The organism is Clostridium sp. UBA5712 (genome assembly GCF_002419845.1).
GTDB classification, from domain to species: Bacteria; Bacillota; Clostridia; order Clostridiales; family Clostridiaceae; genus Clostridium_J; species Clostridium_J sulfidigenes.
Genome location: NZ_DIGW01000017.1, coordinates 200,876 through 226,013, shown reverse-complemented (window position 1 = coordinate 226,013; position 25,138 = coordinate 200,876). Strand labels below are relative to the sequence as shown.

Below are 25,138 nucleotides of genomic sequence, written 5' to 3'. Positions count from 1 at the left end.
ACGAATCTAAAACCTGTTTTTTATAGGAGAAAGTGAAATAAAATTTTATTTCATCATTATAATAAATGTTGCTTTAAGATATAATTTTAAAGTACGATAATTATAGTGGTATGTAAATATATTATTATTTGCAATAGGAAAAGAGGATATGATGAGAAAATTTAAATTACTGTGCGTAACACTAATATTTTTGATAATTACAAACATAGCTATGACGATGATAGCGTTTTCAGATACTGATAGCAAGATAATTAAAGTAGGTTATTATGATTATCCTTCTTTCATTGAAAAAGATAAAGATGGACTTTTTTCAGGGTACGGAGTAGAGTATCTTGAGGAAATATCAAAATATACTAATTGGAATTATGAATATGTATATTATACATGGCCAGAACTATTAGACAAGCTATCTAAAGGAGAGATAGATTTGTTATGTGGGGCTCAGTACACCGAGGATAGAAGCAAGATATATGACTATGTAGAATATTCAAATGGAATAGAACTTACAACTATGTATGTTTCAAGTAAAAATAACAGTGTATTTTATGAAGATTTTGAAGCATTCAATGGCTTGAAAATAGGATTTTTAAAGGAAAGTTTTCAAAATACAGTCTTTGAAGGTTATGCAAAACAAAATAATTTCTCTTATGAAAAAGTATATTATGATTTTGAAGAAGAAATGATAGCGGATATGGAATTAGGTAATGTGGATGCTATAGTTTTAGGAAGCATTTCAAATCAGAATAGTGGTAGATTAGTTGCCAAATGCGATATTCACCCTTTTTATTATATAACACAAAAGGGTAATAATGATATCACTAATGAACTTAATGAAGCATTAAGGAAGATAAAACTAGATGATTTAAATTTTGATATGAAATTACGAGAAAAATATTATGGTAATAGTATTTTAAATCAACAACCATTACTTACTCCAAGAGAGGTTGACTTTATAAAAAGAAAACCGGTGTTAAAAGTGGCTTATAAAGATTATTTAAGTCCTATAGAATATAGGAATAGTAAGGGTGACTTCTCTGGAATAGTAAGAGATATGTTAGAAGAAATCTCTAGAAAAATAGGTATAGAATTTGAATATGTACAGGTAAAAAATACGGAAGAAGCTATAAAATTAATGGCAAATGGAAAAGTAGATTTAATAGCTAGTGAATCTAGTATTAAAAAAAATACACATTCTAGAGACATTATATTAACTAACCCGTATATATCCTTACCTTTAGTTATAGTTGGAAAAGGAGAAGAATATATAAAAACAGAGATTGTGGATATAGCTATACCTAATGATATGAAAATCAACAAAGAAGCTTTTGAAAATAAATTTGGACAATACAACATTGAGTATTACAATGATTATATTAGTTGTATTAATGCAGTTAAATCGGGAAAAGTAGATATAACAGTATTAGACAGCTACACAGCCAATATTGCTATTAGCAGTATAAAAGATAATAATTTAAAATCAATGAATATTGGGAATTTAAGTTATAATATATCAATTGGAGTAAATCCTAATATAGATTCATTAGTAATACCTATACTTAATAAGGCTATTAATGTTATAGATGAAAAAACTAGAGTAGATATTATTATGAAAAATGTAGTACAAGAATCTATTCCAATAAATTTAAAGGTAGTACTAGTTAAATATAGATTAGAAATTATTATTTTTATATCTTTATTAGTAATAATATCTCTTTTGATATTTTTTTATGTAAAACAACGAAGAACAAAGTATTATGAAAAAATGGCATTTACAGATCCACTTACAGGTCTATGGAATGCTAATAAGTTTAAAGTTAGAGCTAAAAAGATACTTGAGACTAATAAAGGAAAATCCTATGCGCTTATATACAGTGACATAGATAAATTTAAGTTTATAAATGATAATTTAGGATATGAAGAAGGAGATAAAATTATTTGTGCAATATCCAATAAATTATACAACTCAATGAGGGAAAATGAAATTTTTGCAAGAGTATCTGCAGATAATTTTTTAATACTTGTAGAATGCACAAATAAAAAAGAATTAATTGATAGGTTAACAAAATTTGAAAATATTTTTAGACAATTAGAAAAGGTTTTTGCAAAAAATTATAGGTTAATAGTTGTAAGTGGGATCTATATATTTAATTCTAATGATATAGAGGTTGAAGATATTATCAATAAAGCTAATATAGCACGTAAATCAGTTAAAGGTTCTCATACAAATAAAATTGCCTTTTATGATAAGTGTTTTGAAAATAAAATTATTGAGGAATTAGAAATAGAAAATAAAATGTATAAGGCTCTTATAAATAGAGAATATAAGGTTTATTATCAACCTAAATATGATTTAAATACAGAGAAAATTGTAGGTGCTGAGGCCTTAGTTAGGTGGCAGGATCCTGAGAAAGGGTTAATTCCTCCAGTGAAATTTATACCTTTGTTTGAGAAAAATGGGTTTATAGTAAATTTAGATATGTATGTTTATAAAAGTGTATTGCAGTGTTTAAGAGAAAGATTAGATAATGGAGAAAGTGTAGTTCCAATATCATTAAATGTTTCTAGATTTCATGTTAATAATCCCAATATAGTCAAGGATATTAATGAGTTAGTTAAAAGCTATAACATAGATCCTAAATTGGTAGAGTTTGAATTAACGGAAAGTGCTTTTATGAAAAATGCTGATAGGCTTATAGAAAAAATGATAGGTTTAAAAAAGGTAGGATTTAAAATCTCTGTTGATGATTTTGGATCTGGATTCTCATCATTAAATCTTTTAAAGGAGTTTCCAGCTAATACCTTAAAGATAGATAAAGCATTTTTAGATGAAACAACTAATTCACAGAGGAGTAAAGATATTGTTAAAAGTATAGTTGATATGGCGAAAAATATTAATATGGAAGTAATTTGTGAAGGGGTAGAAACGCGAGAACAGGCTGAATTCTTAAAAGAGATAGGATGTGAAATGGCCCAAGGATATTTATTTGCAAAACCTATGCCTAGGGAAGATTTTGAAGAACTATTAAATGTAAATTATATATAGGATGAATATATAAATTATAAGCTGATATATCATAAAGAGTTTTGATATATTGGCTTTTAATTTGTTTTGGTAACCAATGTTACCGAAATTATAAAGATATTAATATAAACTCGTAGATGTAGAGATTAATAAAATATAATCTGCTTATAAAGATTAATATAAATTAAGCAGGTTAAAATATATTTAACTAAAGGATTATGATTTACAATTATATTGAAACTAGCGTTATAAAGTAATTTCAATATAGAAGATAAACATGATTTAAGTTTTAAAATTATTTAAATGTAGGAGGAGAAAATATGAGTTTATATCTTGGAAAAGTACATTATTGGTTATTTAACAAAATATTATGGTTTGAAGGATTAGAGGAAGAAATAATTAATCTAGCTAAGGAAGAGGGACTAGATGTATCTTCATTAGCTAAGGAGATTAATGAAAATCATGGAGAAAAACTGCCAAATCTTCCTTTAGAAGATATGATAGATACAAGTAATATCCATGGGTGGCTACAAGGGAAAATACATTCAGCAGAGGGAAGAATGGCAGCTTGGACAACTAAATTACTAAATAGTAATGAAAAAGTTAAGGCTAAATTAGAAAATATTTATATTCATCAAGGAATGAAAGCTGCTAAGGAAGTTAAAAAAAAATTAGACCCAGCAAGTAATGCTATGGATATATATGATAGAATAAATGACTATATATTAGATGGAATGCCATGTGATAGAGTGAATGAGGTTCTAGTGTCTACAGAAGATATGGTACAGTGGAGTAGAAGAATTTGTGTTCATAAGGACATATGGAATAGAGAATCTGGAGATGTTTCTTATTTCTATAGCTTAAGAGGACTATGGATTAAGGCCTTTGTTAATGAAGTTAATGGTAACTATGAATATGAGGAATTAGGAGATGGAACTCAAATCATTAAAAGAAAGTAGGAGGAGAAAAGATGAATGCTATAGATTTAATGATGGAGGAGCATAAGTATATTAAACGTATGCTTACTGTAGTTAGAAAAGCTACTTACAAATCTCTAGAAGAAAAGAATGTAAATTATGAAGATTTCTATAAGATGATAGATTTCATTAGAAATTATGCAGATGCACATCACCATAAAAAAGAAGAAGTAATTCTTTTTAATAAGATGGTGGAGGAGCTTGGACTTATTGCAGAGAAGACTGTGAAATATGGTATGCTTGTAGAACATGATTTAGGAAGACTTTATATTACAGGACTAAGTGAAGCACTTGAAAATTTAAAATCAGGTAATAAAGAAGCTATATTAGATATTATTGCTAATGCCATTTCTTATACTCATCTTTTAGAAAGGCATATAGACAAAGAAGATAATGTAATATATAAATTTGCTACTAGAGAATTAAAGCAAGAAATCATTGAAAAGGTAAATGCAGAGTGTGTTGAATTTGAAGATGCAAATACTGAAGTTATGAAAAAATATACTTCAATATTAGAGGAGTTAGAGAAAAAATATCTTTAATAATCGGAATAATGAACTTTGAGTACATGAGAGTTTGTGCTTAAAGTTCATTTTATTTATTTTTATTAATATCTAAATTTTATTTGCATATTAAAATATATATTCTTTTGAATTTTGGTAACGAATGTTACCGAATATTGTTTTGTACTTTAGTATACTTTAACTTGTGAAAAGCAATAATAACAATTTAATAGGAGATGAGAAATTTATGTCAATGTTTTGTTATCAATGTCAAGAAACAGCAGGATGTAAAGGCTGTACTATAAAGGGTGTTTGTGGTAAAGATGAGCAAGTTGCAAAGGCTCAAGATTTATTAGTATATGTAACTAAAGGATTAGCTATTGTAAGTAATGAAGGAAGAAAAGTAAATGTTACTGATAGTGTAGTAGATAAATATATTACAGAAAATTTATTTATTACTATTACTAATGCTAACTTCCATAGAGATGCTATTTTAAATAGAGTAAAAGAAACTTTAAAATTAAGAGAAACTTTAAAAAGAAAAGTTGTTAGTGCTGGTGGACAAGTTGGAGAAGTAAAAATAACTGGAGGCTTCTTTAAAAAGATATTTGGTCTACAAAAGAAAGAAATAGTAATGGCAGATGCAGTAGCTTGGACAGCAGATAATACTATAGAATTTGATGCTAAAGCTGAAAAAGTTGGAGTGCTTGCTACAGAAAATGAAGATATTAGAAGTCTAAGAGAACTTATAACTTATGGATTAAAAGGATTATCAGCATATATGAAGCATGCTATGAACCTAAAATATAATGAGAAAGAAATTCATGGATTTATGGCTAAGGCATTAGCTGCAACTTTAGATGATAGTTTAACTGTTGATGATTTAGTAGCACTTGCATTAGAAGCAGGAAAATATGGAGTAGATGGTATGGCATTATTAGATAAAGCCAATACTGAAACCTATGGGCATCCAGAAATAACAACTGTAGATATTGGAGTTAGAAGAAATCCAGGAATATTAATTTCAGGACATGACTTAAAGGATCTAGAGATGTTGTTAGAGCAGACAGAAGGAACAGGGGTAGATGTTTATACTCATGGTGAAATGCTTGCTGGACAATACTATCCTAAGTTTAAAAAATATAAACATTTTGCAGGAAACTATGGAAATGCATGGTGGAAGCAAAAGGAAGAGTTTGAAAAGTTCAATGGTCCAATTCTTATGACTACAAACTGTATAGTAATTCCAGATAAGTCTTATAAGAATAGATTATTTACAACTGGTGCAACTGGAATGCCAGGATGTGCACATATAGAAGCTAATAGAGATGGCATAAAAGATTTTTCTAAGATTATAGAAATGGCTAAAAAGTGTAAAGCACCTACAGAGATAGAAAAAGGACAAATAGTTGGAGGATTTGCTCACAATCAAGTATTAGCTTTGGCTGATAAGGTTGTGGAGGCTGTTAAAACTGGAGCTATAAAAAGATTCTTTGTTATGGCTGGTTGTGATGGAAGAGCCAAATCAAGAAATTACTATACTGAATTTGCTGAAAAACTACCAAAGGATACAGTTATCTTAACAGCAGGTTGTGCAAAGTATAAGTATAATAAATTAAACCTAGGAGATATTGGAGGAATCCCAAGAGTTCTAGATGCAGGACAATGTAATGATTCTTATTCATTAGTTGTTATAGCTCTAAAACTTAAAGAAGTCTTTGGGCTTGATGATGTAAACGCCCTACCAATATCATATAATATTGCATGGTATGAGCAAAAAGCAGTAATAGTATTATTATCACTATTATACTTAGGAGTTAAAAATATTCATCTAGGACCAACATTACCAGCATTCTTATCACCAAATGTTGCTAAAGTTCTTGTAGATAACTTTGGTATTGGTGGAATAACTAATGTAGAAGATGATATGAAAATGTTCATGGAAAGCTAGAATTACAAGTAATGAAGTATTCAAAGGTAAATGGAGTTTACCTTTAAATACTTTTTTTATAAAAATTTTCTATTATGTAACCTATGTTACTGAATATAGCAGAGTGTTTTAGTATACTTTAACTTGTAAGAGATACTAATAATTTTAAATTATTAGTTATATATAAAAATTCAAATTATAGGAGGAAAAGAATATGATAAATAAAGATATGACAATAGGTGAAGTTATAAGAATGAAAGAAGGAGCTCCTGAAATTTTAATGAGTTTTGGTATGGGTTGCGTAGGTTGCCCATCAGCTCAAGCAGAAACTCTTGCAGAAGCTGCTATAGTTCATGGATTAGACATAGAGAAATTATTAGCTGCATTAAATTAATATCTTTCACATAGATTTTACTTATGTATATATAATAGAACCTTAGTATACAAGTATTATAAGAAGCAAAATAAGTTTGAAAAGAGGAAATAAAAATGAGTTTAGATAAAAATATATTAGTACCTATAAGTATGAATGATATAGATATTAGGACTAAAGTTATAGCATCAAATGAAAAGTTTAAGACTATATTCTTCAACTTTGTAGCAGGGAGTGGTAAGCCTTATCATACTCATAATGGTTATGCATCAATTCAAATATATGAAGGTGATATAACTATGGAATTTAAAACAGGAGAAAAGTTTAGATTAAAAAAAGGTGATTTCCTTCCTTTCGATGCAAGAATAGACCATAGTATAATTGCTGAAGTAGATAGTAAGGTACTAGTAACTATTTCTGAAGTTCTAGATTAAAAAATAAAAGTATAATATTAATAGATGAATTTAGTAAGTGAATTAATATTAAAGAGTTATTTAAAAGTAGATATTATATAAAATGCATATAAAAAAGAAGTATTAAAGGGAAATTTCCTTAATACTTCTTTTTTTATTAATGGCAAGAAAAACCACCATTAAAAAATTGGTTATTAGAATCATTAGAAGGATAATAAAATTCACTATCTATATCATTTTGTATAGTAGAATCATTTATAGAATTTAAATCATCTACTACCTTTATTGTTCCTCTAAGCATGCCCATCCAACAGCTGTAGTTTATGTCTCCAGCGTCTGGAGTAAATTCTATTACATTTTCTCCAGAGGATAGAGTCTTTTCAATATTCATAGATGGAATAACAATTTTATTATTACAGAAGTTAATACTTTCACCATCAATTATAAACTCTGTAGGAATTCCCTTTTGAATATAAACTACATTTGGAGTATATCCTTGATTATTAGCTGCAATCTTTATAACTTGCTTTCCGTTAGAAATTGTTGCTTTACTAGCTGAAGATTTATCGGATATAGTTGTATTATTATTTCCACCTAAAGATAAGGAATTAGGCATTAAATTAACTCCTATTAAAGACAAGCCACGATTAGCCATAATAATACCTAAAATTATGATAATACCACCACTGTATTTAATTAATCTTTTGGAATTTTTCTGACTAAGTACATTAGCAATAGCTCCAAAGCCTAACATTAAAGGAATTGTACCTAGGGCAAAGAAAAACATTGAAGTTGCACCAGCTATGACACTTCCAGAAGCTAGAGCATAAAGCTGCATTGTCTGTAGGGGACCACAAGGCATAAACCCATTTAAAAATCCTACTATAAGAGGGTTTCTAAATTTTTTCTGGGAGTTACAGTTACTCCAAGGAAGCTTTATAGAAAATTTTCTAAGGGCTTTAAAACCATATAAGTTTAAACCCATAATTACCATAAATACACCTGCAACTATTGCTATGAAGCCTTGAACTCCAAAGGAAAGAGAAAAAGCTTTACCAATACCACCTACGATACCACCTAAAACCGTATAAGAAATTAAACGGCCTAAATTATACATAAGTCCAGGTTTAAATTTGTTTTTTTCAGGTACAATAGAAGATGTAATACTTTGGGACATCATTATTCCACCACACATACCCACACAGTGTAGAGATGTGAAAACACCAATAGTAAATAGAGCAATGTAACTAACTTTACTACTTAAAGCAGAAGACATATCAAATACGCCAGTACCTTTGCCAAGGCGTATCATAAGTAAGGCTATAAGGACTATTCCCATAATGGGTAAAAGTTCTGAGTTACTCTTTTTTTTATCACTAGTAACTTTGTAGCCGGATTTTTCAATAGTAGCAACTATGGTAGAATAGGATACTTTCTCAGCATCATATTCAACATGGACGGTTCCCTTAGTATAGTTTGCTTTTACAATTGTAACTCCTGAAATCTTTTTTAAATGTCTTATTATAGTATTCTCGCAAGACGTACATACCATATTATCAATATTTAGGGTTATAGATTTATTAGACAAAATTATCACCTCATACTTAATTTTAAGATAGTAGCTAAAGTATATATTTAAGTTGTGTAGATTTTATGGAGGAATTCTACATAGAATCTTCATAATGATTTATTATAATTAGAAAGTATATTATAATAAGTTTTAAATTAATGGAGGAGTATAGATGCAAGTGGATATACTTATTGTAGAAGATGAAGTTAAAATTTTAGAAGTTTTGGAAGCATATCTAAAGAAAGCTGGTTATGGTGTTATAACAGCAATAAATGGAAGTGAAGCTATATATAAATATAAACAATACAATCCTAGATTAATAATACTAGATCTAATGTTACCAGATATATCAGGAGAAAAAATTTGTGAAATCATAAGAAAGGAATCAGAGGTTCCTATAATAATGTTAACAGCCAAGGTAGAGGAAGAAAGTATCTTGAAGTGTTTTTCTCTAGGGACTGATGATTATATAACAAAGCCATTTAGCCCTAAGCAGGTAGTGGCTAGAGTAAATGCAGTGTTAAAAAGAGCATTGAATTATAAACAGGATAATGTTTTATCCTTTAATAAGGGAGACCTAGTTATAAATTTAGATACTTATGAGGTAAGACAAGGTAATAATTTAGTAGAATTAACTCCTTCGGAGTTCAAGATACTTTTAGCTTTATGTGAAAGTCCAAAGAAAGTATTCTCTAGAGGAGAACTTCTTGATCGAGCTCTAGGGGATGATAGTGATGTTTATGATAGAATAATAGATTCCCATATTAAGAATTTAAGAAGTAAGATAGAGGAAAATAGTAAAAATCCTAAATATATATTAACAGTTCACGGCATTGGATATAAGTTTGGTGGTGAATAATTTGATGAAATTGAAACATAGGCTTACTTTGACTTTTTTATTATTTTCTATGACAATTATTCTTTTAATTAGTTTTTCATCTCATATATTTATGAAAAAAAACTTTAATAGATATCTAGAGGATATTATAGAAGGAAGAAAAAAATCACTGATTAAAGATATAAGTAATACTTATAAAAATGGACAATGGGATAATAAAAATATAGAAGACATAGGGATTGAAGCTATAAATAATGGATTTATTATAAGCATAAAAGATATTTCAGATAATGTAATATGGAGTGCTAAAACTCATAATAGTAGTATGTGTGAGGCAATGATGAGTAGAATGGGTTACAATATGAGCATTGTAAATCCAGGATATAAAGGTGATTATACTGAGGAAGTATATAATTTGAAAATAGATGAAAAATATGCGGGGATTCTTGAAATAGGCTATTATGGTCCCCTTTATTATAATGATTCTGATGTGATTTTTTTTAAAACCTTAGATAATATATTAATTTTTGTGGGGATTTTTTCTTTAGGTATCTCCATATTTATAGGAATTTTAATTTCTACTTCAATAAGTAAACCTATAGGAAGCGTAGTTAAAGCCACAAATCCCATAGCTACAGGCAAATATAAAAATAAAATAAAAGAGGAAAGCAATATAAAAGAAATTAATGAAATGATTAGTTCAGTAAATACTTTGGCTTTTAGTTTAGATGAAGAAGAAAAGATAAGAAAAATCATGACTAAGGATATCTCTCATGAACTTAGGACTCCATTAACTACCATGCAAGGACAACTGGAGGCATTAATAGATGGAATTTGGGAGCCTACAGAAGAAAGGCTGCAAAGTATTCATGAGGAAGTACGGAGATTAAGTAGGTTAGTTGGTTCCTTAGAGCATCTTTCTAGATATGAAAGTGAAGATTTGATTTTAAATAAAAATGAAGTTGATATAAAGGAATTAGTAGAAATGATTCTAATTAATTTTGAAAAGGAACTTCATGATAAAAATATCAGTGTGAACAATAAATTAGAAACTTTTATTATAAATGTAGATAGAGATAAAATTACTCAAGGGTTAATAAACATCATTTCAAATGGAATAAAATATACTGAGCAAGGGGGAATAATTGAAATTACCTGTAATGAAGGAAAAAATATAGCAATAATACACATAAGGGATAGTGGCATAGGAATTTCTAAAGAGCACTTACCTTATATTTTTCAGCGATTTTACAGGGCTGATGAATCAAGAACTAGAGCTACAGGAGGAGCTGGTATAGGTCTTACCATATCAAAGGCAATAATAGAAGCTCATGGAGGAAATATAAAAGTTAAAAGTGAAGTTAATGAAGGAACGGAATTTATAATAGAAATACCTAAGGTATAATAAATTTTAAAAATGACTATATTAAATATTAACATTTAGTTAATTTTGATACAGTCATTTTTAATAATATTTGTTGTGAGAATTTAATTCTTGATACCATAGGAATTGGATACGGGACAATAAAATATAGGTAACTTCGGTGGACAATAAGTAAATAGGTAAAATATGAATGTAGCTCCAACTAACATAATAATGGCTATCTTATTCATTATTGGTGGAAATTCAGGTAGTAACATTAAGTTATAACTTACTAATAGTCCTATTAGAATACTAACTTCAAAGATAATTAAATCTTTAAGCAGTGAGTGATGGCCATTCTTTTTAAGCATTTCATAATAAAGAACTAACATTGAAATTGTTGTAATATAAGCGCTTAGAGTCTTTGCAAAGAGAAAATTATTTACATATTTACCCACGAAAAAATATTCTATAATAGCAAAGATTAGAGGAGACCAAAAGGTAAGCTTACAGTGTTCCCATATACTTTCATTAACGGCAAAGATACCAGAAGTAAAAGATAATTTGTTTGTTGCTTCATAGCCAAAATGTATTAATGCACCTATTAGGAAAATCATGATTGCACCAATGCATTCCCACATTAATAGTGTGGATTTCATAAAATATCGCTCCTTAATTATTGATTTTTAAAATAAATTTGAACATATTAATGTATATGAAATATTAATGAATAATATATTAAATAATTTATAATAATAAATTGTAAGTAAAAATTTTTATTAGTGCTTATATGGATGAAAAGTGGTAAAATATAAGCATATGTTATAAATGGAAAGGGTAGGTGGATTAAAATGACATATGATAAAATTAAATTACCTTATGAATACAATGGATTAGAGCCACACATTGATGCTTTAACAGTAGAAACTCACTACGGCAAACATTTACAAACATACGTAAATAATCTTAACAAATTACTTGAAGGACATGAAGCTCTTACTGAAGGTAAAACTTTAGAACAATTGTTAGAGAATTTAGATAGTATTCCAAATGAAATTCGTCAAGGAGTTATTAATCAAGGTGGAGGCGTGGCAAACCACAATTTTTACTTTAGTATTTTAACACCAGGAGGAAAAGGTGAACCAAAGGGAGAATTACTTGAAAAAATCAATAAAGCTTTTGGAAGTGTTGCAAATATGAAAGAAGCTGTTTCTAAAGCTGCTATTGGACAATTTGGTTCAGGCTATGGATGGCTAGTTTTAAATAGTGATGGTGAGCTAGAAGTTATGGCTACTTTAAATCAAGAATCTCCTTTAAGTAAAGGTAAAAAACCACTTGTAACAATCGACGTTTGGGAACATGCTTATTATTTAAAATATAAGAATGTAAGACCAGATTATGTTAATAGTATTTGGAACTTATTTAACTGGGATAAGATTCAAGAAGTATATGAAAGCTATAAATAATTTAGTTTAACATTGGATAACCAAGGCTTAAAGCCTTGGTTATTTTAATATAAAGAACTTGTACACTAATTAGAATATAGGAGTTAAATATATTTATAAAATTTTCAATATGTATCTATTGTGTATAACACGATACTATGATAACATAAGTATGTAAGGGTACTATGTAAAACGTAGTACCAAATTTAAAAGGGACTACTATGTTTTACATAGTGAAGTTGCTAAAGGTTTAGAAGGATTGTGTAATACACAGTAACTTCTATATTTTTTAAGACACTATTGTGTTTTACATAGTATAAGGATAGTTAAAATATATATAAAGAAAAGTATGTTGTTAAAACTTAATAAAGGAGGTTTAGATATGAGTACACAACTCAGAAAGGGTGTAATTGAAATCTGTGTTCTCACACTTATAAATGACAGAGATATGTATGGGTATGAAATTGTAGAAAATATTTCAAGAGTTATGTCAGTAAAGGAAAGCACTATATATCCATTATTGCGAAGACTTACTACAGAAGGAAATTTTGAAACCTATATGGTGAAGTCAGAAGGTGGCCCAGATAGAAAATACTATAGGATTACAGACTATGGAAAAGGTAATTTAAGTACTTTAGTTAAAGAATGGGATGAGTTTGTAAGGGATGTAAATTTAATATTAGGATGTTATAGGAAGGAGAATAAGAATAATGACTAAAAATGATTTTTTAGATATACTTAGGGATTACTTAAAGGGAGCTTTTAGTGAACTTGAGATAAATGATATATTAAGAGACTATGAAGAATTTTTCTTAAATGGAGAATTACAGGGAAAGAGTGATGAGGAGATTATAAAAACATTAGGTTCTCCTAAGAGCATTGCAAAAGAATTAACTGAGGAGATGAAGGGACAAGGCAAATCTACAAGTAGTAGCAATAGTGAACTTAAAGATAAAGTTTCTAAGGACGCTAAAAATCTTTGGAAAAATGTAAAGAGACAAGGAAAAAAGGCAGGTAATAAGACTAAGGAATTTTTAGATTCCAATTCAGTAATTAACGGAAAGATATCTTCTGCTGGAGTAAAATTAATAATAGTTGTTATAAGTATTTTATTATTTTTCCCAGCTTTAACAATAGTTATGTCTATGATAGCCAGTGGTTTAGGACTTGTTGGAATGTCAATTGCAAACTTTATAGGTTATCTAGGAGCTGCCTTCCTGTGTGGAATTGATATATCTATGGGAGTGTTTGGATTCTTTGCTTGTATAGCATGGACTGGATTTATTATTTTGTGTTGGATCTTATACTGTTTAGTATATAAAGGATTAAAATACTTAGTAGTGAGCTATATATCTTGGGTTAAAACTAGAAATATGTATGTAAGAGTTAAAAATCAACAAGAAAACACTGAAGGTAATGAGAAGAATACTGAAAGTGCTACTGAGAAAAATGAAGAGATAGAAGAAATTTCTGTAGAAGATAAGGCTTACGAAGAAAAGCCTATTTTTACAGAAGATATAGATGTAGATTATAAAGCAGAAAATATAGATGATAAGGAGGAAAAATTTAATGAATAGATGGAAAAAATCTCTTATTGTGGCTGGAGTGTTTCTTGCAGTAGGAATTACAGGGTCCATTATAAGTGGAGCATATATGATGCCTAAAATTGCAAATGAAGTTTATAGAGTTCAAAGAGAAATAATAAATGCAACTCCTTCGGAAAGAGAAGTATTCGTAACAGATAAACAAGTTGATGTTGTTGATATTTCATCCTTAGAAAATAAAGGGTATAATGTAGAAATTAAATCTTCATCAGATAAAAATACAAGGGTTAAGGTACTAGAATATATAGAAAATGATATGAAGGTACAAACTTCCTATGATGCTAATACAAAGGGTCTTAAAGTTGTAGGAGACAGAACTATGTATAATTTTTTTGAAGCAAAAAATATAAGGGGATTTTTTGAAAAATCTTATGATGCAATTATTTACACACTTATGGAAGAAAAAAATAATAATGCTCAAATTGTTATAGAAGTTCCAGTGGGAGTAGACATTAATTTTAATAGTAATTATTATACAAACCTAACAATAAAGGATAGTAAAGTTTTGAAAGATACATTGATTTTTACAAGTCCTAGAGGGGGATATGTAAATTTACCACATAATAATACTCTTAAAAATATTAATATTAAAACTAGCAATTATTTAGAAATAGACTTAAGGGAATTTATAAATGCTGAAAATGTTAAAATAGATTGTAATAATGCTAGGGTATATTCAGGAGGTACTTATAAGGATTATGGAGAAGGAAAAGTGCTACCTAATAATGTTACCATCAATGCTAATTATATAAATATAGAATCCTACATGCCAATAGGAAAAAATGTTATATTAGTTGGAAGGGATGTAGAGTATACCACTGATTTTGACAATTATGCTATGAAGGTTAATTTAAAAGATAATCTTGGAGGTAGAGTATACTTTGATGGAGCTGATTTAGGTAATGAAGAAAACTTTAATTCAGTAACTTCTAATAGTAGTTATGAAGGGTATATAGGGAGAGGAAAAAAGAAGGATTTTCAATTAAGTGTATCTGGATATGATATATGTGAATTTGAACATTCATCTACTACTGATTTAGAAATGGAGTTATATAATTAACTTTTAGAATTGGAAGAGTGTAGTTAAATTTGTTTAATGACAATTTGCTACACTCTTTCTTATATGACTAAAATGTAAGAAAACTATTAATTATGTAAGGTAAGGTTTATGGTGAAAAAATAGTTAAATATATATAATGATATTTGTAAAGAGAAGTGTAGTGATTAATACAACCTTAATCTAAATACTATTGAGGCTAAGAGTTAAATTATTGTAACTACAAAATTTTAATATAGATTGAAGGAGAATTATGTATGGAGATTTTAAGAGTTGAAAACTTAAAGAAGTATTATGGAGAAGGAAATAGTCAGGTTCGTGCTTTAGATGATATTAGCTTTAGCATTGATAAAGGACAATTTGTAGCTATAGTAGGAGCTTCAGGTTCTGGAAAGTCTACATTACTTCATTTAATTGGAGGATTAGATATACCTACTAGTGGAAAAGTATTTATAAATGATATAGACATATACAAGCAAAATGAAACTGGTCTTAGTATCTTTAGAAGAAGAAATATAGGATTTATATTTCAATTCTTTAATTTAATGCCTATTCTCGATGTAGAAGAAAATATATCTTTACCTGCCCTTCTTGATAGTGAGAAGGTAGATAAAAAATATTTAGATGAAATTATATCTATGATCGGTCTTGAAGATAGAAGAAAACATATTCCATCAGAGCTTTCAGGAGGGCAGCAACAAAGAGTATCAATAGCAAGAGCACTTATAAATAAGCCATCTATAATTCTTGCAGATGAGCCAACGGGTAATTTAGATAGTAAGAATTCTAAGGAAGTTATAGAGCTTTTAAAGGTTACCGCTAGAAAGTATAATCAAACTCTAATACTTATAACTCACGATAGGAATGTGGCTGAACAAGCAGATAGAGTTATAACTTTAAGTGATGGAAAAATTGAAAGTGATAAAACTATGGCATAGGGGGAAGAAACATTGATTAATAGTTATAAAGCTTTAAGTGGAAAATACTTAAAGGATAATAAAAAAAGGACAATATTAACTATAATAGGAATAATATTGTCAGTAGCACTTATAACATCAATATGTACTTTTATATTAACAGTGCAGAATTCTATGATTGAAAATTCAAAGAAAAGTATGGGGGCATTTCATCTTGCTATAACTAATGTATCTGAAGATGAAATAAATAAGATTCAAACTAATATAAATGTTAATAGTTTAGGGGTTATGATTAGTAAAAATGCTGTTCCCTTTATAAAGGATAAAAACATTGAACTTAACTATTTAAATGAAGCTGCATTTAAACTTATGAATATAAATTTAGAAGAAGGCCAATTACCTAGGAGTAATAATGAAGTTGTTATTGAAAGGTGGATTCTTAGATATTTTGATGAAGAAGTTAAAGTAGGCGATATAATTAAAATACAAGATGAAGATGGAGATGAAAAAGATTATACCTTATCTGGAATAGCTAAAGATGATTGGCAAAATCAAAGTGAAGGAATATCAAAGGCTTATTTAATAAAGAATGATAGTAATGTGAAAGAAGATTCCACAGTATTAGTTGAAATTAAGGATGAAGCTGATAAACAAGAAGTGATTAAGGAAGTATCTAATCTTGTTAGTAGTAAAAGTAAAGTAGTACAAAATAAAGATTTACTAAGACTTATAGGGGAGTCTAGTAATGCGGATATGAATAAATCTCTATTTATGATAGTTTTCATTGTTATAGGAATTGTTGTTTTGGCTACAGTAGTGGTTATTTATAATGCTTTCCATATTAGCATAGCAGAAAGAATGAAGCAGTTTGGATTGTTAAGAGCTATTGGAACTACTAAAAAACAAATTATGAATTTAGTAATTAGAGAAGCATCTATTATGATATTTATAGGTATTCCTCTTGGAGTATTCTTTGGAATAGTGGCTGTATATTGTATTGCATTTACCTTTAATAAGATGTCAGGATTGGGTGAATTTTCAAACCTTAAAGTAGTAACATCACCATTTGTACTATTATTAAGTAGTGGTATAGGAGCAGCAACTATATATGTTTCAGCTTATCTACCAGCTAGAAGTGCAGGTAAGATTTCACCATTAATAGCTATAAGTAGTCAATCTTTAATTAAGAAAGAAAAGAGAAATAGGAGTGGTAAATTTTTAGGGAAATTCTTTAAAATAGATACAGCCATGGCTCTAAAAAATGTTAAGAGAAATAAAAGAAGATTTTATATCACTGTATTATCTATGGCTATAAGTGTAACTCTATTTGTAACGTTTATGAGCTTTGCTAAGTTCTCAGATAATTTTTCTGAGAAGGTTACTGAAGATAATGACATTGCATTTACCATTCATGATAATGGTAATACTGAAAAACTAGATGCTATAAATAATAAATTAATTGAAGAAGTAAGAAATATTTCAGGGGTAAGTGAAATCTATAAACATTATAATTTCATATTAACTCAAGGATTTGTTGAGAATTCTGCTATACCTAAGGAAGTAAGACAGTGGGCAGCAGAAAATAGGGATGAAGATTTATTCAAGAGTAAAGTTGATGGAAAAGACAAATCGAAAATTAGTGTTGTATTTCAAGCATATGAAGAAAATAAGTTAAATGTGGCTAAGAAATATATTAAGGAAGGTAGCATTGATAATCTTAAAGATGGAGAAGTAATTATAGTTAGAGAAACAACATTCTTTGGAGATAAGAGAAGTCTTATTGCACCCATGGCTAAACTTAAAGTAGGAGATGAGATACTAATTAGTGATGTGGAATATTCAGATGGACAAGAGAACTTTAATAGTAAGGAGCTTAAGAAGGTTAAGGTAGCAGCAATTATGGATGTTCAGCCTTTTAGTGATTTAGATTATCAAGGAGTATTAAATGTTATAGGAAGTAAGAATACTGTTAAGAATATAATAGAAGGCAATCAGCAGCAGATGAAAAATTTTAGAGTTACAGATATGGGAATAAAAATTAATGATGAGAGCTATTTAGATAAAATAGATAAGTCGCTAAAAAAGATAGAAAATACTAATGCAGGAATTGGCTATTATAATAAAATAGAATCTGCTAAAAGTGAAAAGGCGTATAAATTGCAAATGAGTATATTGCTTATGGGATTTATAATAGTAATAACCTTAATAAGTGCAGTAAACATTGTAAATACGGTAACTACAAATATTCTTCTTAGAAATAAGGAAATAGCAGCTTTAAAAGCTATAGGGATGACAAGGAAACAAGTGAGAAAAATGATAACTTTTGAAGGTGTATTATTTGGACTATATGGAGGAATTATTGGTTCAGTAGCAGGTACTATACTAGCATATATACTATATAATCCTATGTCAAATATTAGGGATTTCAAATTTACATTACCATGGAATAGTATTGCTATTTCTATTGTAGCTGTAATTATTATGGGATATGTTTCGGCATTAATACCTCTTAGAAGATTAAGTAAACAAAATATTATTGATAGTATAAGAGGTGAGTAAATAATATAGACATATTATTAAATAAAACAGTTATTCCAAAATAAGAATAAGAAATAGATAAAACAAAAATCCAAGGAAATATTCTTTGGATTTTTGTTTTAATATAATTATAACCTAAGCTTTTTAAAATCCCTATAATGTTATATGATTTTAATGATAAAATTAAGTTATAAATGCAAGTTTTAAAGTAGTGTTAATAAATAATTTGAAAATTTTTTTATGGAGGAGGTTATGTAATGAATAGAATTTTATTAGTTGAAGATGATGAGGCATTGGCTTTAGGAGTAGAATATACCCTTCAAGAAGAAGGGTATCAGGTTTTTAGAGTGGGTTCTATAGAGAATGGAAAAGAAAAATTTAATAATGAGGAGTTTGATTTAATACTTCTAGATATAAATTTACCTGATGGAAGTGGATATGACTTTTGTAAATACGTGAAGGAAAAGAAGGACACACCTATAATATTTTTAACTGCTTTAGATGAAGAGGTAAATATAATTTTGGGATTAGATATAGGTGGTGATGACTATATAACAAAACCTTTTAGAGTAAAGGAGTTATTATCAAGAATTCGTGTAGTTTTAAGAAGAGTTGGCAAAGGTGATAATAATATAACAACTTTAAGATCCGGAGATATAATTATTAACACATCTAGTGCAGAAGTATCCAAGGGTAATGAAAAGATATCATTAACGGCAAAGGAATATAGGCTTCTTTTAGCATTTCTACAGAGTCCAGAAATATTACTTAGCAAGGATCATATATTAAAGGAATTATTTGGTGAAGAAGGCGCATATGTAGAGGAAAATACTCTTTCAGTTTATATAAAAAGACTTAGAGAAAAAATAGAAGATAATCCTAGTAAGCCAGAATATGTTATAACGAAAAGAGGACTAGGCTATATGTGGATAAAAGAAGTTGTTAATGGAAAGTAGGAGAAATTAATGAAAGAGCTTATAAATCCAGAATTAAAAAAGAGTTCCGTAGTGTTATTATTTATAGTTATAATATTTATATTTATCGTTAATATGTGGATTACTTTTTATTTTAATAACATAAAGAGTCAATATATAGATGGCAAGGCCGCAATGTTATCTACAATGGTAGAAAAATTTCCTAATCTTGAAGCGGATTTAGTAGAGGCAACCTTTAAAGTGCCAACAAAGGAAGGGATAAAATTAGGAGAAAAAATTATAGATAATTATGGTTATAAAGACAATATAAATATAATGTATATAGATGGAATAAATGAAGCTTTTAAAAATAGTAAATTTATATTTATAATTATAGGTAGTACATTTGGAGGTTTATTAATATTATTAAATTATATTCAGTATAGAGGTATATATAGTCGAGTAAGAAATTTGACAAGAGCCTCAAAGGAAATATTAGAGGAAAACTATGATGTAAATCTTTATGAAGAGAAGGAAGGAGATTTTGCAAAACTTTCCTATGGATTTAAAAATATGAGACAAGTTTTACAAAGTCAGATGGTAGATTTAAAAAAAGAAAAGGAGTTTCTAGTAAATATATTATCAGACATATCTCATCAATTAAAAACACCACTATCTGCCCTTATTATTTATAATGATATTTTAAGTAATAAGAAAATTAGTGAAGATAATAGGGAAAAATTCTTACATAATAGCAAGACACAATTAAATCGTATGGATTGGCTTATAAAAAGTATATTGAAGCTAGCCAAGGTAGATGCAAGAGCAATTGAATTTAACATGAAGGAAAATAGCTTAGTTAATACTATTTATGAAGTTATAGACAATGTTGCAATGATGGCAGCAGAAAATAAAGTTAATATAGTATTTGAAAGTAATATGTATGAAGAAACGGTAATAAGTAATATAGAAGAGATTAATAAAAAAAATAAAAATAAGTTTATGTTTAATTATGATGACAAATGGTTAGGAGAAGCGTTGATTAATATAGTTAAGAATGGTGTAGAACATAGTTATAATGGTGAAATCCATATAGAACTTGAGGAAAATCCCATAAATACAAAAATTGTAATAAGGGATAATGGAGTGGGAATTAGTGAAAAGGATCTTCCTAATATTTTTAAGAGATTTTATAAAGGGGGAAAATCTGAGTCTGTTGGAATTGGATTATCTCTTAGTAAATCAATTATTGAAGCCCAAGGAGGATATATAGAAGTTAAAAGTAAAGTGGACATAGGTACTGAGTTTAAAATTGTACTTATGAAAAGTATCTAATATAAATTAAATAGATAGTAAAAACATTGAAGAGTTTAATAATTTAATCTATTTGTAATTTTATACTGAAAAATGATATAATGACCAAGGGAACATATTTTCATGTTTCTTATTTTACCTTAAATATAAGGCTAAATAGATAAAATTTTCTATTTAGCCTTTAAACGGTATTTGAGAGTAATATTCTTATATAAATTTTAAGATTGGGGATGAGATAATGGAAGTTTTATTGGTTATTGTAATTATATTGTTAATTATAAATATATATTTTACTCTAAAATTAAAGGATTCTAGAAGCAGAATGCAAAAGGGCAGTGCAGCCGATATTGAGAATTCAATCTTACATATAGAACAAAGGGTAGGAGATATAGATAAAAGTGTTGATAAATTAGAAAAAGCCTTTAGAGATGAAATCTCTAGAAATAGGGAAGAATCTCGTAAAGGTGAAAAAGAAGCTAGAATTGAGTTGAACCTTCAAATACAAAGGTTAAGTGATGCTATTTTAGGTAGAATGAGTGAAATAGCAAATTTTCAAAAGAATCAACTAGATACATATTCTAATACTATAGAAAAATCACTTAAATCTTTTGAAAATCAATTTTCTAAAAGTGTTAATGAGTTTAATAATCTTCAAAAAGAAAAATTTAATGATTTATCCCAAAAACAAGGTGAGTTGCTTAAGTCTACTGAGGATAAGTTAGAAAAAATGAGGGAAACTGTGGATGAAAAGTTACAAAGTACATTGGAGAAGAGATTAGGAGAATCCTTTAAGTTGGTAAGTGAAAGATTGGAAGTTGTGCATAAAGGACTAGGTGAGATGCAAACCTTAGCTATGGGAGTAGGAGATTTAAAAAAAGTTCTTTCCAATGTTAAGACTAGAGGAACCTTAGGAGAAATTCAATTGGGAAGAATTTTAGATCAAATTCTTACTAAAGAACAGTACGATATAAATGTAGTAACTAAGAAGGGATCTAGAGATAATGTGGAATTTGCAATAAGACTTCCAGGTAAGGATAAAACCTCTGATGTAGTATACCTTCCTGTAGATTCAAAGTTTCCTTTGGATGTATACCACAATTTGGTGGATTCCTATGATACTGGAGACCAAAGTTTAATAGAAGAAGGTTATAAAAAGTTAGAAACAGCTATAAAGAAATCAGCTAAGGATATTAGAGATAAATATATAGACCCACCTTACACCACTGATTTCGCAATTATGTTTTTACCAATAGAAGGTCTTTATGCAGAGGTAGTTAAAAGAACTAATTTAGTTGAAATTCTTCAAAGAGAATATAAGATAAATATAACAGGCCCAACAACTTTAGCAGCACTTTTAAATAGTTTACAGATGGGATTTAGAACTCTTGCAATTGAAAAAAGATCTAGTGAAGTTTGGAATGTACTTGGAGCAGTTAAAACAGAGTTTGGAAAATTTGAAGAGGTGCTTAAAGCTACACAGAAAAAGTTAAATCAAGCAAGTACAGATTTAGATAAGCTTGTAGGTACAAGGACTAAGCAGATTAATAAAAAACTTATGAGTGTAGAAAGTTTGACAAATGATGTATCAGAGAAATATATAGATGTACTTTCTATAGATGAATAGTTAAATAGAAGTATATTCTAGATCATTTTTTCAAAATATATATAAAAGATATTTTAGAATTACATGTAGAGATGTACTTTATTACAGCTGAAAAATAAAAAATACATAACAAATGAAGCCATATTTTAAACAAGGAGGTTTTTGAAGTATGGATATAATGGATGATGTGAAAGAGCGACTTTCAATCTTTAAAAATATATATGATATGATAAGAATAATTAATCCCAATAATAATAAAATTTTATCAACAGATAACAATACTATAAATACTGATACACATTGCTATGAGTTATGGAATAGGAATGGTATATGTGAAAATTGTATTTCTAAACAAGCATATGAAAGCAATGAAACAGTAGTAAAAATAGAGTATAACAAAAACAGGATTTTTCTAGTTATGGCTTCTCCTATAAATATTGGCAAGGAAACCTATATAGTTGAGTTAGTGAAGGATATATCAAAAGGAGGAGCTATTATAGATAGAGAGAGGGAATATGCAGAATCTATTGAGAAGTTTTTGAAAAATATACAAGAAACTACCCTAATAGATGATCTTACAGGTGTATATAATAGAAGGTACATAAGAGAGCGATTAGAAGTTGATGTTGAGAAATCTATAAGGGAACAAAAATCTATGTCTGTTATAATGGCAGATATAGATTATTTTAAGGAAATTAATGATACCTATGGTCATATAGTTGGAGATAATGTATTAAAAGATTTTACGAGAATTGCTTCAAAATATATTAGAAGCAATGGAAGTGATTGGATTGGACGTTATGGTGGAGAAGAATTTTTAATTGTTTTAAATGATACAGATGAAGATAAAGCAGAAATTATTGCAGAAAGAATTAGGAAGAATTTAGAGGAAACGACCCTTGAACATAAAGGAAATAAGTTTAGTATAACCTGTAGTTTCGGAGTATATGGCTTTAGAGATTTAGATATGAATACCGAAGATATAATATATAGAGCAGATATAAACCTTTATGAGGCTAAGGAAAAGGGGAGGAATACTACCGTTGTTAATAAAAATAGGTTAAGAGATTAATAAAATTATAAAAAGTTTATGATTATTATTTTAAAGTACATAACAAAGAAAATATATGGATTTATTAAATGAAATTTTAATAAATCCATATATTTTTAATTTAAAGCTAAACTACTCAACTAACATATTATAAATAACTAGTTTCTAATCACATTGCGATTAATCCAATCTAGTCTGTCTACTATATTTAACTTTTGTGTACACAGAGTTTCACATTTTTTACACCCAATGCAATCGCTGGGAGCCATATCTTTATCAAAGTCAATATCGCCATATTTAGAGAGTAATTCATACATTTCTTTTATACCATTAATACCTTTTAATACGTAATAATTATATAAATCCATATATTTAGGAATATTAATACCTTTAGGACAATGTTTGCAATATTGACAAGTTGTACATAGTTGATTCATATCTTGCCTAAGAGAAGATTTTAAAGTTTCTATTTGAGAGTTTTTGAGAATAGTAAGGTTTTTAACAGCATCTACATTATGCTTAACTTCTTCCTTACTACCCATACCAGATAGAGTTACTGAAATACATTCATGAGAAGCATTAAAACGCAGCGCTGCTTGTACAACACTTTCATTTTGATTTTGTTTTACAAATGAAAAATATTCTTGATTTTCAGGAATTAATCCACCACCTAAAGGGTTCATGGTTGCTACTCCTAGACCATGCTGATGAGCAGCTAAAATACCTTCTTGTCGATACGGAAAGTTTAAAATGTTGTATCCTAAGGTTACTCCTTCAAAATAACCTTCTTCTACCATAATTCTAATTTCTTCACCAGAAGCATGGGTAGAAAATACTAGGTGGTCTATTAAGCCTTCCTCCTTAGCTTTAAGAGCTCCCCAATAAGGACCACCTTTGGCCATAACTTTTTTATAGTGATTAAGGTCCATAATACACCACATGTGATGAAAGTTAATTTTGTCTATACCAAGTCTTTTGAGTGAGTTTTCTATTCTACGTCTTACTGAATCTGCATCTGGTTCACTACCAAGACTGCTTTTAGTAGATACATAGAATTCACCAGACATATTTTTAAAAGCTTCTCCAAAGATATCTTCACTTCTATCATTGCAATAGTTAGGTGCAGTATCAAAGTAATTTATACCAAGGCTATTTGCATACCTAACTATTTCAGCTCCTTCTTCAATGGAACAATCATCTTTAAATCTCATTCCACCAAAGCCGAGGGCAGAAACCATTTTACCAGTTTTACCATAGGGTTTATAAATCATTTTGGACACTCCTTTAATTCTCTATTTTTAATAAATGTATCAATTATATTAAATCCTTCTTCAGGATTTATTGTGCCAGACAAAGATGCTTCCATAGGACATTGCCCATCTTTTTTACGATTATTTATATAAGGAACTATTTCTTCGTAGTCAAATTTAATATTATGGGAATTTAAAATATCTATAGCGCCTTGACTAATTATTTGTGTGTAGATATATTCCACACCACCATAAATAGCCATCAGAGCAACTGCCTTTCCAACAATTTTATCACCCATTATTAATGGTATAGGAGACACTCCATTTTCTTTGATATATTTATATATAGGGCTTACACCTTTATCAAAGGAAGTCATCACAGTTTTTTCTTTGCTCATAAGGATACAGCTATATTTATATTCTTCAAGTAAAGCTTTTATACGGGTTTTCATTTTA

At 28.5% G+C, this 25,138-nt stretch carries 22 protein-coding genes; 18 read left to right on the top strand and 4 right to left on the bottom strand.

Annotated features, from left to right (window positions below; genetic code table 11):
* Positions 1-148 precede the first annotated feature (148 nt).
* The 6 genes from B3B03_RS16960 (at position 149) to B3B03_RS16935 (ending at position 7,239) form a co-directional block, all read left to right on the top strand.
* Positions 149-3,043, top strand: coding sequence for an EAL domain-containing protein (locus B3B03_RS16960; protein ID WP_346877874.1), 2,895 nt, complete (start codon positions 149-151; stop codon positions 3,041-3,043).
* A gap of 299 nt (positions 3,044-3,342) precedes the next feature.
* Positions 3,343-3,981 (top strand): hypothetical protein, encoded by a 639-nt coding sequence (locus B3B03_RS16955; RefSeq protein ID WP_346877873.1) that lies wholly within the window; start codon positions 3,343-3,345, stop codon positions 3,979-3,981.
* 11 nt (positions 3,982-3,992) lie between these two features.
* Entirely contained in the window at positions 3,993-4,541 is a 549-nt protein-coding gene (locus tag B3B03_RS16950) for a hemerythrin domain-containing protein (protein ID WP_346848896.1), read from the top strand.
* Between the two features lie 208 nt (positions 4,542-4,749).
* Positions 4,750-6,453 (top strand): hydroxylamine reductase, encoded by a 1,704-nt coding sequence (hcp, locus tag B3B03_RS16945; RefSeq protein ID WP_346877872.1) that lies wholly within the window; start codon positions 4,750-4,752, stop codon positions 6,451-6,453.
* A 193-nt stretch (positions 6,454-6,646) separates the two neighbouring features.
* Positions 6,647-6,826 (top strand): DUF1858 domain-containing protein, encoded by a 180-nt coding sequence (locus B3B03_RS16940; RefSeq protein ID WP_035131910.1) that lies wholly within the window; start codon positions 6,647-6,649, stop codon positions 6,824-6,826.
* A 95-nt stretch (positions 6,827-6,921) separates the two neighbouring features.
* A complete protein-coding gene (locus tag B3B03_RS16935) occupies positions 6,922-7,239 on the top strand; it encodes a cupin domain-containing protein (protein WP_051823985.1) in 318 nt (105 codons plus the stop codon).
* A gap of 136 nt (positions 7,240-7,375) precedes the next feature.
* Here the strand turns inward: B3B03_RS16935 and B3B03_RS16930 are convergent, their stop codons facing one another.
* Positions 7,376-8,806: a sulfite exporter TauE/SafE family protein gene (locus B3B03_RS16930; protein ID WP_346848898.1), complete on the bottom strand. Its 1,431-nt coding sequence runs from the start codon at positions 8,804-8,806 to the stop codon at positions 7,376-7,378.
* 154 nt (positions 8,807-8,960) lie between these two features.
* Between B3B03_RS16930 and B3B03_RS16925 the strand changes: the two genes are divergently transcribed.
* Both B3B03_RS16925 and B3B03_RS16920 read left to right on the top strand, forming a co-directional pair.
* A complete protein-coding gene (locus tag B3B03_RS16925) occupies positions 8,961-9,647 on the top strand; it encodes a response regulator (protein WP_035131911.1) in 687 nt (228 codons plus the stop codon).
* Positions 9,648-9,651: 4 nt separating this feature from the next.
* The gene (locus B3B03_RS16920; RefSeq protein ID WP_346878007.1) at positions 9,652-11,031 is read left to right on the top strand and encodes a sensor histidine kinase; all 1,380 of its coding nucleotides are present in this window, start codon (positions 9,652-9,654) and stop codon (positions 11,029-11,031) included.
* Between the two features lie 83 nt (positions 11,032-11,114).
* Here the strand turns inward: B3B03_RS16920 and B3B03_RS16915 are convergent, their stop codons facing one another.
* Positions 11,115-11,648: a DUF6512 family protein gene (locus tag B3B03_RS16915; protein WP_346877871.1), complete on the bottom strand. Its 534-nt coding sequence runs from the start codon at positions 11,646-11,648 to the stop codon at positions 11,115-11,117.
* A gap of 192 nt (positions 11,649-11,840) precedes the next feature.
* Between B3B03_RS16915 and B3B03_RS16910 the strand changes: the two genes are divergently transcribed.
* From B3B03_RS16910 to B3B03_RS16865, 10 genes are all read left to right on the top strand, one after another.
* The gene (locus B3B03_RS16910) at positions 11,841-12,455 is read left to right on the top strand and encodes a superoxide dismutase (protein ID WP_035132638.1); all 615 of its coding nucleotides are present in this window, start codon (positions 11,841-11,843) and stop codon (positions 12,453-12,455) included.
* A gap of 361 nt (positions 12,456-12,816) precedes the next feature.
* Positions 12,817-13,152, top strand: coding sequence for a PadR family transcriptional regulator (locus B3B03_RS16905; RefSeq protein ID WP_035132636.1), 336 nt, complete (start codon positions 12,817-12,819; stop codon positions 13,150-13,152).
* On the top strand, positions 13,145-14,011 hold the full coding sequence (locus tag B3B03_RS16900; RefSeq protein ID WP_346848900.1) for a DUF1700 domain-containing protein: 867 nt from the start codon (positions 13,145-13,147) through the stop codon (positions 14,009-14,011). The genes B3B03_RS16905 and B3B03_RS16900 overlap by 8 nt, the downstream gene beginning before the upstream one ends.
* Positions 14,004-15,098 carry a hypothetical protein gene (locus B3B03_RS16895; protein ID WP_346848901.1) on the top strand — a complete coding sequence of 365 codons (1,095 nt, stop codon included), beginning with the start codon at positions 14,004-14,006 and terminating at the stop codon, positions 15,096-15,098. The genes B3B03_RS16900 and B3B03_RS16895 overlap by 8 nt, the downstream gene beginning before the upstream one ends.
* A gap of 254 nt (positions 15,099-15,352) precedes the next feature.
* Positions 15,353-16,033 (top strand): ABC transporter ATP-binding protein, encoded by a 681-nt coding sequence (locus B3B03_RS16890; protein WP_346877870.1) that lies wholly within the window; start codon positions 15,353-15,355, stop codon positions 16,031-16,033.
* 12 nt (positions 16,034-16,045) lie between these two features.
* On the top strand, positions 16,046-18,571 hold the full coding sequence (locus B3B03_RS16885) for an ABC transporter permease (RefSeq protein WP_346877869.1): 2,526 nt from the start codon (positions 16,046-16,048) through the stop codon (positions 18,569-18,571).
* A gap of 236 nt (positions 18,572-18,807) precedes the next feature.
* Complete coding sequence (locus B3B03_RS16880; protein ID WP_150842884.1) at positions 18,808-19,506, top strand: response regulator; 699 nt, start codon at positions 18,808-18,810, stop codon at positions 19,504-19,506.
* A gap of 9 nt (positions 19,507-19,515) precedes the next feature.
* Positions 19,516-20,799 (top strand): HAMP domain-containing sensor histidine kinase, encoded by a 1,284-nt coding sequence (locus B3B03_RS16875; protein WP_346877868.1) that lies wholly within the window; start codon positions 19,516-19,518, stop codon positions 20,797-20,799.
* Between the two features lie 217 nt (positions 20,800-21,016).
* A complete protein-coding gene (locus B3B03_RS16870; protein WP_051824026.1) occupies positions 21,017-22,402 on the top strand; it encodes a DNA recombination protein RmuC in 1,386 nt (461 codons plus the stop codon).
* Positions 22,403-22,550: 148 nt separating this feature from the next.
* A complete protein-coding gene (locus B3B03_RS16865; RefSeq protein WP_346848905.1) occupies positions 22,551-23,453 on the top strand; it encodes a GGDEF domain-containing protein in 903 nt (300 codons plus the stop codon).
* A gap of 137 nt (positions 23,454-23,590) precedes the next feature.
* Here the strand turns inward: B3B03_RS16865 and B3B03_RS16860 are convergent, their stop codons facing one another.
* On the bottom strand, positions 23,591-24,703 hold the full coding sequence (locus B3B03_RS16860) for an aldo/keto reductase (protein WP_346848906.1): 1,113 nt from the start codon (positions 24,701-24,703) through the stop codon (positions 23,591-23,593).
* Positions 24,700-25,134, bottom strand: a complete 435-nt coding sequence (locus tag B3B03_RS16855) for a DUF1893 domain-containing protein (RefSeq protein WP_051824025.1) — start codon at positions 25,132-25,134, stop codon at positions 24,700-24,702. The genes B3B03_RS16860 and B3B03_RS16855 overlap by 4 nt, the downstream gene beginning before the upstream one ends.
* Positions 25,135-25,138 lie beyond the last annotated feature (4 nt).